General features: G+C 41.9%; 7 protein-coding genes and 1 rRNA gene. 6 read left to right on the top strand and 2 right to left on the bottom strand.

Features of this window, described 5'->3' with window-relative positions:
• The 3 genes from IQ242_RS07195 to IQ242_RS07185 all read left to right on the top strand — a co-directional run.
• Positions 1-2,369, top strand: a 2,369-nt coding sequence (locus IQ242_RS07195) for a transglycosylase domain-containing protein (RefSeq protein ID WP_193959496.1), incomplete at its 5' end; no start/stop codon positions are given.
• 328 nt (positions 2,370-2,697) lie between these two features.
• Complete coding sequence (locus tag IQ242_RS07190) at positions 2,698-4,458, top strand: M61 family metallopeptidase (protein ID WP_193959495.1); 1,761 nt, start codon at positions 2,698-2,700, stop codon at positions 4,456-4,458.
• Between the two features lie 23 nt (positions 4,459-4,481).
• Positions 4,482-5,408 carry a branched-chain amino acid transaminase gene (locus IQ242_RS07185; protein ID WP_193959494.1) on the top strand — a complete coding sequence of 309 codons (927 nt, stop codon included), beginning with the start codon at positions 4,482-4,484 and terminating at the stop codon, positions 5,406-5,408.
• 78 nt (positions 5,409-5,486) lie between these two features.
• On the opposite strand, the gene IQ242_RS07180 is transcribed toward IQ242_RS07185, so the two are convergent.
• A complete protein-coding gene (locus IQ242_RS07180; RefSeq protein WP_193959493.1) occupies positions 5,487-5,636 on the bottom strand; it encodes a hypothetical protein in 150 nt (49 codons plus the stop codon).
• A 658-nt stretch (positions 5,637-6,294) separates the two neighbouring features.
• Here IQ242_RS07180 and kaiC point away from each other — a divergent pair.
• The 3 genes from kaiC (at position 6,295) to IQ242_RS07165 (ending at position 11,428) form a co-directional block, all read left to right on the top strand.
• Entirely contained in the window at positions 6,295-7,815 is a 1,521-nt protein-coding gene (kaiC, locus tag IQ242_RS07175; RefSeq protein ID WP_002744832.1) for a circadian clock protein KaiC, read from the top strand.
• A 73-nt stretch (positions 7,816-7,888) separates the two neighbouring features.
• Positions 7,889-8,719: an amino acid ABC transporter substrate-binding protein gene (locus IQ242_RS07170; RefSeq protein ID WP_193959492.1), complete on the top strand. Its 831-nt coding sequence runs from the start codon at positions 7,889-7,891 to the stop codon at positions 8,717-8,719.
• A gap of 84 nt (positions 8,720-8,803) precedes the next feature.
• Positions 8,804-11,428 carry a DNA polymerase III subunit alpha gene (locus IQ242_RS07165; RefSeq protein ID WP_193959491.1) on the top strand — a complete coding sequence of 875 codons (2,625 nt, stop codon included), beginning with the start codon at positions 8,804-8,806 and terminating at the stop codon, positions 11,426-11,428.
• Positions 11,429-11,475: 47 nt separating this feature from the next.
• On the opposite strand, the gene rrf is transcribed toward IQ242_RS07165, so the two are convergent.
• A 5S ribosomal RNA gene (rrf, locus tag IQ242_RS07160) occupies positions 11,476-11,591 on the bottom strand; the annotation flags it as partial.

The following is an 11,591-nucleotide window of genomic DNA, read 5'->3' as shown; positions in this document are numbered from 1 at the left end:
AGCCTATAGACTCCAAATCTGCGCCAGTTGCGGGGTTAAAGCCCGTAGAAGCCGCTTCTGAAGAAAAAAAGGTCAATTTAGTCTCCCGAAGCAGTAGCAAGGCTCTAGAGACATTAAAACCCCTAAAGAACAAATTTACTACCCTGATCGACAATTCTCCCTTACCGCAATGGCGACAACATCCCCGCTTTGGCTTGTACTTGGGATTGGGATTAGGGGTGACAGGGGGACTTTTGGGGGTAGGTTGGGGCATTTATCGCCTTGAAACCTCTCTACCGCAAAATATCGCCGATATACAAACCTATGCTCGTCCTGGCACCCTAACCATTCAAGCCGCTAATGGGGAAATCCTCAAGCAAAATGGCCCTAGTACCTACGAAACCGTGAAAATTGCCCAAGTTCCCCCACTGGTACAGGAGGCCTTTATCGCTAGTGAAGACCGCCGTTTTCGCCAACACGGGGGAGTTGATGGCCAGGGTATTGCTCGCGCTCTTTTTTCTAACCTGAGAGCCGGGGGAGTGGTGGAGGGAGGCAGCACCATCACCCAACAATTGGCCCGGATTGTCTTTTTATCCCAAGAAAGGAGTTTTGATCGCAAATTACGCGAAATGCGTATCGCTCAGAAAATAGAAGATAAATATACAAAAGACCAGATTTTAGAGCGTTATTTCCACCTAGTTTATCTCGGTTCCGGGGCCTACGGTCTTGCCGATGCCGCTTGGTTATATTTCAGTAAACCCGTCGATAAATTAACTCTAGCCGAAGCTGCCACTCTTGCCGGCATTGTTCCCGCTCCTAGTCTCTATTCTCCCCTCGAAAACCCCAAATCTGCCCTAGAACGGCGTAATATCGTCCTCAAAACTATGGCCGAGGTGGGATTTATTACTGCTGCTCAAGCAAAACTGGCGATCGCATCTCCCCTAGGCATTAAAACCAGTCCCCTAAAACGTCTGCAACGGCAAGCGGCCTATTTTACCGATTATGTGGAAAAAGAACTGCCGCAACTGGTTCCCGCTAAAACCCTAGAAGCGGGGGGATTGGTGGTAAAAACTACCCTTAATCCTCGTTGGCAAAGCGAAGCGGAGGAAGTGGTAGAAAGAGCGGTTTCTCGTTATGGCAAGTGGCAGCACTTCCAACAGGCGGCTTTAGTGGCAATTGACCCCAAAAATGGACAAATTAAGGCTATGGTCGGGGGAATTGACCACGATAAGAATCAATTCAATCGGGTGACACAGGCAAAACGTCAGCCAGGATCTACTTTTAAGCCTTTTGTCTATGCGGCGGCGATTGCGGCGGGGAAATCCCCCTATTCTAATTATAAAGATGCACAGTATGTGGTGGATGGTTATAAACCGGAAAACTACGGCGATAAGTATAGCGGCCGCGAGGTGTCCATGCGCGATGCTTTGACTTCTTCCCTGAATGTAGTGGCAGTTCAGGTGTTAGTGGCTGTGGGTTGGAATCCGGTGATTAAATTAGCTCAAGATATGGGGATCCAGTCGAAACTTTTACCCACTTATTCTTTGGCTTTGGGTGCTTCGGAAGTCAATCTTTTAGAATTGACCAGCGCCTACGGAACCTTTGCTAATAATGGTGTGCATCAACCAGTTTACGGTATTAATCAGGTACTCGATCGCCATGGTAAAGTAATTTATCAAGCCAATTTTAAACCGAAAACTGCTCTCAATCAAAACACGGCAGCGACGATGACTTGGATGCTGCAGGATGTGGTTAATTCGGGAACGGGAACCCCCGCACAAATCGGTCGTCCGGTGGCAGGAAAAACCGGCACTTCTGATAAAGCTCGCGACCTTTGGTTTGTCGGTTATATTCCCCAATTAGTCACGGGAATTTGGCTCGGTAATGACAATAATAAACCCACCAATGGAGCCAGTACCATGTCCGCTTGGATGTGGCGACAATTTATGTTAGAAGCAATTAAGGATATTCCCTATCAAGGTTTCCCAGAACCGAATTTAGGCAAACGTCCAGTGACATTAAAAGCGGAACCAATTAAACCCCGACGTACCTACTTTACCCAAACTACTAACAATCGTTTAGCCAGCAGCGATGAGGGTTCCCCCAGCGAAGGACCCATCCGCAGACGGCGACGGGTTCGGGTAAGTCGTGAGCAAACTATCGTTCGTTCTAATACTAGCGAACCGAGCCAACGTCGTTCTAGTCGTCGGCGTACTACCGTCGCTCCTACCAGCGCCGCTGCTCCTAGTCCTGAAAATACGGCCCCCGCAGCAGCCGAACCGATTACCGTTCCCGTCACTGTGGCAGCTCCCGAAACTCGTTCGGTTCCCCTACCGGTAACTCCTCCCCCCGATGTGGCTCCTCCCGCACCCCCAGCAGAAAGACGCTGAATCGGCAAAAAACCCCCGCAAATCCTGCGAGGGTTACAGTTCCAAAACTGCTCGGTAAAATAGACCGCTTGTAAAAATCAAAAATTGTTGTTAGGGTTAGGAGCCAGTAGCCAGTAGTCAGTAGTCAGGAGAATTAAGAATAAGTAATAATCAATTAAATAGTCTATTTACAGATTTTAGGCGATTTAATCCTTATTTTTGCCGTTTTTGAACCCTCAAGAATTAATTGTGCAAGAGGTAAAATCTGGGAAAACCATCGGATTTTTGGCGGCGAAACTGGGGAAATTGGCCGAAAGCTTGCCGCTATAATAACTTAAAAGCCTGTTTAATGCCGATGACCAGTCTTATTTCCCCCACTACCCTCTCCTCAACCCGTTTAAGTCTCAGCTATCAAGTGGCTATGCCGGAACCGACTTCACACCTCTTTGAAGTTACTCTACAGATTACCGGTTGGCAAGCTCCGATTTTAAACCTAAAAATGCCGGTTTGGACTCCCGGTTCCTATCTAGTGCGGGAATACTCCCGTTTAGTCCAAGATTTTCAAGCTGTTAACCTCAACAGTCGCAAAGTTGCTAAAAATCACTGGCAGATTGACACCGGTAATAGTTCAGAAATAACCGTCAAATATCGCGTTTTTGCCCACGATTTAACCGTCAGAACCAACCATCTCGATGATACTCACGGTTACTTCAACGGGGCTGCTTTATTTTTCTATATCCCCGATTATCAAAAACATCCCCTCACTCTGACAATTATCCCCCCCCATGGCGATTGGCGCGTTACCACTGCCTTAAAATCTTTACCCGGACAGAAAAACACCTTTCACGTTCCCGATTTTGATACCCTAGTGGACAGTCCTGTGGAGGTGGGGATTCATCAGTTATACGATTTTGTCGTCGAGGGAAAACCCCATCAATTAGCTATCTGGGGACGGGGAAACGCCAATCCTAGTCAAATTATCGCCGATACCACTAAAATTATTCAAACCGAGTCGGCTATGTTCGGTGGACTCCCTTATGATAATTATCTCTTTTTGCTACATCTTTCGGCCAGCGGTTACGGGGGACTAGAACATAAAAATTCCTGTACCCTTAACTATGCACGTTTGGGATTACGAGATAAGGATAAATATCATCGTTTTTTGCAATTAGTCGCCCATGAGTTCTTTCATCTCTGGAATATCAAGCGTATTCGCCCAAAAGCTTTAGAAAGCTTCGATTATGATGCAGAAAATTATACTTCTTCCCTCTGGTTTGCCGAAGGAACCACCAGTTATTACGATATGATAATCCCTCTACGGGCGGGAATATACGATAGTAAGACTTTTTTAGAGCTTTTAAGCAAAGAAATAACCCGTTATCTCAATATACCCGGTCGTCTTGTCCAACCTCTAGGCGAAGCGAGTTTCGATGCCTGGATAAAACTCTACCGACGGGATAGCAATAGCGATAATAGTCAAATTTCCTACTATCTCAAGGGGGAATTATTGTCGCTGCTTCTGGATTTACTAATTCGTGCTCACACCGATAACCGTCGTTCCCTCGATGATGTTTTACGCTCGATGTGGCAACATTTCGGTAAAGAGGAGATTGGTTATACCGATGGGGAGTTGCAGGCAATTCTCGAATCGGCCGCGGGAGTGGATTTAAGTGACTTCTACCAGCGTTATATCGACGGTTTGGCAGAATTACCCTTTAATCAATATCTTGAACCCTTTGGACTCTATCTGCGGGGTGTTGGCAATGGGGAGACGATACCTTATCTGGGAATGCGGGTACAGAGTGAAGCGGGTAAAGAAATAATTAAATTTGTCGAGATGGGTTCCCCTTGCCAAAAAGCGGGAATTAATGCTGATGATGAATTATTGGCTATCGATGGATTGCGGGTGACGGCGGAACAGTTAAACGAAAGATTAAAAGACTACCGCGCAGGTGATATTATTCAGATAACAGTCTTTCATCTCGATGAATTGCGAACCCTTGCTGTTCCACTGGCTGCCCCGCAGACGATTCGCTATGAAATTATCAGGGTAGAAAATCCTTCTAATAGCCAGAAACAAAATTTTTCTGCATGGGTAAATCCCGTTTAGTTCTTGGTTCAATCAACAAAAAAATGTCTATTACCGCCGAAATTCCTTTCCTTCCTCTCGCCTATTTTGAGAATAAATTTATCCCTTTTAGTGAGGCAAAATTATCCGTTGCTACCCACGCACTACACTATGGAACTGCCGCTTTTGGGGGTTTAAGAGGTACTCCCGACCCTAGCAATCCCGGACAGATATTATTATTTAGATTAGAACGTCATTGTCAGCGTTTAAGTCAAAGTGCTAAGTTTCTTAATTACGAGATTCCTGCCGATAAAATCTATCAAATAATTATCGATTTTGTCAAAAATAATCAGTGCAATCGACCTTTTTATATTCGTCCCCTTGTCTATAGTTCCGGGTTGGGAATTGCCCCGCGATTGCATGGTATCGAGAAGGATTTTCTAGTCTATGGTCTAGAAATGGATGATTATTTAGCAGCCGATGGGGTTAACTGTCGGATTAGTTCTTGGTATCGTCAAGAAGATAGAAGTTTCCCGTTGCGAGGTAAAATTAGCGCCGCTTATATCACTTCTGCTTTAGCAAAAACGGAAGCGGTAGAATCGGGGTTTGATGAGGCAATTTTGATGAATTCTCAGGGTAAAGTCTGTGAAGCGACGGGAATGAATATTTTTATCATCAGAAATGGTCAGCTAATTACTCCTAGTTTTGACCAAGATATTCTAGAAGGGATTACTAGAGATAGTGTTTTAACTATCGCGCGGGATTTGGGTATTCCGGTGATTGAAAGACCTGTAGATAAGACGGAGTTATTTATCGCTGATGAGGTGTTTTTAAGTGGCACCGCGGCGAAAATTACCCCGATTAAAAAGATTGAAACTTTTTCTTTACCTGATGCTAAACCGATTACTTATCAGTTAAAAGAAAAGTTAAGTTCTATCGTTCTCAATCAGGAACCAAAGTATCAAGATTGGATTACTAAAGTTCCTTTATAGTTAGAGAAATTTACTTGATTTTTCCTTGAGATGCGTCAAATAATGGCGCATCTCAAGGAACCCTGAAATAAACAGAATTTATCTATTTTTCGGTTTGGCTCCTTCCTGTATGTAGGGTATGGTTTTATTAGGATCAATCTTCAGCACGGGTTTATTATCTCTTGCTATTTTTTGTCTTGGATTATCGCTTTCTTGCTGATTTTGATTATTATCGGTTGTATGTTCCATAGTAGATCAAATAACTATGATTATACCTTAAACTCTGGCTCTTCTCGACTTTGTGTGATAATTTTGGCTTATGGAATCCTGAAGTGCTTATTGGGCAAAACTTTTAGGACTATTTTGCGGAATAAACTATCAGTATAGACCTACTTTCCACACAGAAACCAGAAGAGCCAAACTCTCTCAAAGTTGTCAAGAATAGTATTAATCAACTATAGCAGTTCTCGCATCTGTGCGGCACACTTAAAACTTTGCTGATTAAGCTTTTCAGGATTGGGAATGTACCTCTTGTGAATCAGAAACGCTATAAATACAAAACTTAACTTTAATTCTGACTATTAGGGGTGTTTTGGTTAATTGTGGCCGAGATTTACCTGCTTATACTAAATCCAGTTATTAAAAACTGATTATTTATTCTCCGTTTTGCCTTTTGCATGAGTAGAAAACGGGTTTCTCGGAGAAACCCGTTTTCTGTGCGTTACTCAACGGATTTAGTATTATCTAGTTTCCATTTATTCTTGGGTTAAGCTGTCCGGCATTTAAACTATGTCTTGGAAATTTTATTACCAATGCTCAAACTCTCAAACTAGGGATGAATTTCTGGTATCACTGGTCACTGAAATAGGTACAATAAACAGTGGCTCGTTTTCATAGAGAACTTAGAATGACGCAAAATAATCCCCTAGAGTTGATTGAGAAGTTAGAAACAGGAATCCCCGGCTTTGATTTTCTTTCGGAAGGGGGATTACCGAAAGGAAGAGCAACTTTGATAGCGGGGACGGCAGGAAGTGCTAAAACGGTCTTTGCCTGTCAATTTCTCGCAGAAGGCATCAAAAATGGAGAAAATGGCGTTTTTGTCACCTTTGAGGAGCCACCCCACGCACTCAGAAAAAATATGGGTGGTTTTGGTTGGAATATCCGGCAGTGGGAGGAGAATCGCCAATGGGCCTTTGTCGATGCTTCCCCCCAACCGGAAGAAAAGCCGATGGTGACAGGAGAATACGACCTAGGCGCATTAATCGCTCGCATTGAATTTGCTATCCGCAAAAATAAAGCCAAACGGGTGTCTATGGATTCTTTAGGCGCAATTTTTAGCCATTTAAGTGATAGCGCTCAAGTGAGAAGTGATCTTTTTCGTCTGGCAACCGCTTTGCGAGAATTGGAAGTAACAGCGATTATGACCGCAGAAAGAACCCAAGAATACGGCGAAATCAGTCGTTATGGGGTGGAGGAGTTTGTGGCCGATAATGTGGTGATTTTACGCAACGTTTTAACCGATGAGAAAAGAAGAAGGACGATCGAAATTTTAAAATATCGGGGAACCGATCACCAAAAAGGAGAATTTCCTTTTACAATTATTCCCAATAAAGGGGCCGTGATTATTCCTTTATCAGCCATTGAATTAGAACAAAAATCCTCTAATATTCGCATTACTTCTGGCAGCTTGGAACTCGATAGAATGTGTGGGGGTGGTTTCTTCCGCGATTCGGTTATTTTGGTTTCGGGAGCCACAGGAACAGGAAAAACCCTGATGGTGACAGAATTTATGGCTGGGGGAGTAACCAATGGGGAAAGATGTTTAATTTTTGCCTTCGAGGAAAGTCGAGAACAGTTATTTAGAAATGCTACCGGTTGGGGTGTGGATTATGACCGCATGGAAAAGGAAGGTAAATTAAAGGTAGTCTGCCGTTATCCCGAAACTACGGGTTTAGAAAATCATTTAATTATGATGAAGGAAATTATCGAGGAGTTTCAACCGAATCGAGTGGCAGTAGATAGTTTATCTGCTTTAGAAAGGGTTTCTAATCTGAAAGGATTTCGGGAATTTATTATCGGGTTGACTTCTTTTATTAAGCAAAAAGAGGTGGGAGGATTATTTACTTCCACCACTCCCACTTTATTAGGAGGTTCCTCGATTACAGAAGCACATATTTCTACAATTACTGATTCGATTATTCTGCTGCGTTATGTGGAAATGTATGGAGAAATGCGCCGCGGTATCACTGTTTTAAAAATGCGCGGTTCTATGCACGATAAGGATATTCGTGAGTTTTCTATCGATCATCAAGGTATGCACATCGGTCAACCTTTCCGCAATGTTACCGGAATTCTGGCTGGAACTCCTATGTACACAGCACAAACAGAAGTAGAACGTTTGAGTGGATTATTCGAGGATCGTAGTTAAAATATAGCAGCATTTGCTAATCGTGGGTCGGTTGTTAGCTTTTTTCTCCCTATCTCCTTCTTGCTTTCTTGATATGTCTAAAAACTTTGGGTTGATTTTTCTAGGTCTTTTACTGATAAATAACCTACATTTATCAGTCTTAGCAGAAACAGTTTTACAAAGAATTGCTCGCACGGGAGAATTAAAAGCGGCAGCCAGAAAAGACGCTACTCCCTTTAGTTATATCGATGAGAAAACGGGACAATGGACAGGTTATGGAGTGGAATTAATGCGCTTAGTCCAACGTCGATTAGAACAAGAATTAGGTAAACCGGTTACAATAAACTTCACAGAAGCGACGACTAATAATCGTTTTCAGCAAGTAGAACAGGTCCAAGTAGATTTATCCTGTAATGCGGCAACAATTACGGAAGAAAGACTAGAAAAGGTTAATTTTTCTATTCCATATTTTATGACAGGAGCGCAATTTTTAACTAAAAGGGAAAATGTTGATAAAATAGATATTAATAACACTTTAGCGGCAGTTGCGATCGCCTATATTCCCCACACCACCACCGATAGTATTATTCGTTATATCTATCCTCTGGCTAATTGGCAAGCTGTCAGCGATCGAAGTGAGGCAGTGGCAAAATTACAAAGGGGAGAAGTTAAAGCAGTGGTTAGTGATGGAATTCTTCTGCTGGGGGAAATCGTTAAACAAGGACAGGATCTGCGACAATTTGTGCTACTACCCCGTCAACCGATTACCACCGAACTTTATGGCTGTATTTTACCCAAAAACGATCCCGAATGGAAAAAATTTGTTGATACTGTTGTCGGCAGCAATGATAACCGGAAACTGCGAGAACAATGGTTTAATTTAGAACAAGGTTTTTTCCCCTATACGATTCTCAATCAACCCTAAAAATAGACTGTAATTGCTGAAAATTAAAAGTAAGTAAATTCTAGTTTTTTTTCTTTTTCCTTGTCACTTTTTTCTGAAAAAATTATGTCTTTTGTCGGTTTACATATTCACAGTGATTATAGCTTACTTGATGGTGCTTCCCAATTACCGTCACTAATTGATCGAGCGATCGAATTAGGACAACCAGCGATCGCTTTAACCGATCATGGAGTCATGTATGGTGCGATCGAATTAATTAAAACCTGCCGTAATAAGGGAATAAAACCAATTATTGGCAACGAAATGTATATAGTTAATGGCGATATTGAAGTCAATCTTCGCCACCGAAAATATCATCAAGTTGTTTTAGCAAAAAATACTCAAGGCTATAAAAATCTGGTTAAATTAACTACTATTTCTAATCTGAAAGGTATTCAAGGTAAAGGCATTTTTGCTCGTCCTTGTATCAATAAAGATTTACTCCAACAATACCACGAAGGATTGATAGTTACCAGTGCTTGCTTGGGTGGAGAGATTCCCCAAGCAATTTTAGCTAATAACAGGAAACTCGCTAAGGAAACTGCTAAATGGTATAAAAAACTTTTTGGTGATGATTTTTATTTAGAAATTCAAGACCACGGTTCTAAAGAAGATCGGATTGTTAATGTAGAAATAGTTAAAATTGCTAAAGAATTAGGAATTAAAGTAGTCGCTACTAACGATTCTCACTTTATTTCCTGTTACGATGTAGAGGCACATGATGCCTTACTTTGTATTCAAACTGGCAAGTTAATTACTGAAGATAAACGCCTCCGTTATAGCGGCACAGAATACTTAAAATCTGCTGATGAAATGCGTTTACTTTTCCGTGATCATCTGCCAGAAGATGTGATTGAAGAAGCGATTAATAACACCTTAGAAGTAGCAGAAAAAGTTGAACCCTATAACATATTTAATGAACCAAGACTCCCCAATTATCCAGTTCCTGCGGGACATACTGCTGATAGTTATGTAGAAGAAATTGCTTGGTTAGGATTACTAGAAAGATTAAAATGTCCTTCTCGTCACGAGATTGAACCTGTTTACAAAGAAAGGCTGGAATACGAATTAAAAATGTTACAGAAAATGGGATTTTCTACCTATTTTCTCGTGGTTTGGGACTATATAAAATATGCTAGAGATCATGATATTCCCGTCGGTCCAGGACGCGGTTCTGCGGCGGGTTCTTTGGTAGCATATTCTTTAAAAATAACCAATATTGATCCCGTTCATCACGGTTTATTATTTGAGCGTTTTCTCAATCCTGAACGGAAATCTATGCCTGATATTGATACGGATTTCTGTATCGAGAGACGGGATGAAATGATCCAATACGTCACGGAAAAATACGGGGAGGCTAATGTTGCCCAAATCATTACTTTTAACCGCATGACATCAAAAGCTGTCCTAAAAGATGTGGCGCGGGTGTTAGATATTCCCTACGCTGAATCGGATAAAATGGCGAAAATGATTCCCGTTTCTCGCGGTAAACCCACACCTTTAAAAGTGATGATTTCCGATGAAACTCCCGAACCAGCATTTAAAGAAAGATACGATACGGAACCCCATGTGCGTCATTGGTTAGATATGGCAATTCGTATCGAAGGTACTAACAAAACCTTCGGAGTTCATGCCGCGGGAGTCGTCATTTCTTCCCAACCTTTAGATGAAGTGGTTCCCCTCCAGAAAAATAATGATGGGGCGGTAATTACCCAATATTTCATGGAGGATTTAGAGTCATTGGGATTGTTAAAAATGGACTTTTTAGGGTTAAGAAATTTAACCACTTTGAAAAAAACCGCCGATTTAATTAAACAAAATCAGGGCATAGATATCGATCTTGATCAATTGCCTTTAGACGAAAGAAAAGCCCTGCAAATTCGTGCTAAAGGGGAACATAAAAAACTACCTCCCGATATTCTCAAAACCCACGGATTACTAGAAGAAGGGGATTTAGAAGGTATTTTTCAGTTAGAATCATCGGGGATGAAACAGATCGTTAAAGAGTTAAAACCATCGGGTATTGAGGACATATCTTCAATCCTAGCACTCTATCGCCCCGGTCCTTTAGATGCAGGATTAATTCCCCTCTTTATTGGTAGAAAACACGGTAGAGAACCCATTCGTTATGATCATCCTTTATTGGAACCAATTCTTAAGGAAACCTACGCAGTTTTAGTCTATCAAGAACAGATTATGAAAATGGCGCAGGATTTAGCCGGTTATTCTCTAGGAGAAGCGGATCTATTGCGTCGGGCAATGGGTAAGAAAAAAGCCTCCGAAATGCAGAAACAAAGGGAGATGTTTATCGATGGTGCTGCTAAAAATGGTGTGGAAAAAAGAATCGCTGAAAATCTCTTTGAACAGATGGTAAATTTTGCCGAATATTGTCTGGGAGGTGAGACGTTAATTTTAACTGAGGAATACGGATTATTACCAATTGCTAAAATTGTGAGCGAAGAAATTAACTGCACTGTTTATAGTGTAGATAAAAATGGTTTTGTTTATAGTCAACCAATCTCTCAATGGCACGAGCGAGGTTTACAAGAAGTCTTTGAATACACCCTAGAAAATGGGCAAACTATCCAAGCCACCAAAGATCATAAATTTATGACTAGCGATGGAGAAATGTTAGCCATAGATACAATATTTGAGCGAGGTTTAGATTTAAAATCCTCTGATTTTTCCTAAAAACCAAACCCCCCAATCTGGTGAGATTGAGGGGTGGGAAAGAATAATCCTGGCATCGAGCTATTGTCCCGGTCGGCAACCCGACAAGTATCTTGGCCACGGTGAAGTTTCACAACCGAGTTCGGGATGGAATCGGAGTGGTGCCATCACGTTAAAGACACCA

This window comes from Microcystis sp. LEGE 08355, from assembly GCF_015207185.1.
Taxonomy (GTDB): Bacteria; Cyanobacteriota; Cyanobacteriia; order Cyanobacteriales; family Microcystaceae; genus Microcystis; species Microcystis panniformis.
Note: the sequence above shows the minus strand (reverse complement) of the source record. Positions and strands in the feature narration are given on the sequence as shown.

Excerpts from the sequence above, each read along its gene's own strand:
- IQ242_RS07190 (WP_193959495.1), top strand. The coding sequence starts at position 2,698 with ATGCCGATGACCAGTCTTATTTCCCCCACTACCCTCTCCTCAACCCGT.
- IQ242_RS07185 (WP_193959494.1), top strand. The coding sequence starts at position 4,482 with ATGTCTATTACCGCCGAAATTCCTTTCCTTCCTCTCGCCTATTTTGAG.
- IQ242_RS07180 (WP_193959493.1), bottom strand. The coding sequence starts at position 5,636 with ATGGAACATACAACCGATAATAATCAAAATCAGCAAGAAAGCGATAAT.
- kaiC (WP_002744832.1), top strand. The coding sequence starts at position 6,295 with ATGACGCAAAATAATCCCCTAGAGTTGATTGAGAAGTTAGAAACAGGA.
- IQ242_RS07170 (WP_193959492.1), top strand. The coding sequence starts at position 7,889 with ATGTCTAAAAACTTTGGGTTGATTTTTCTAGGTCTTTTACTGATAAAT.
- IQ242_RS07165 (WP_193959491.1), top strand. The coding sequence starts at position 8,804 with ATGTCTTTTGTCGGTTTACATATTCACAGTGATTATAGCTTACTTGAT.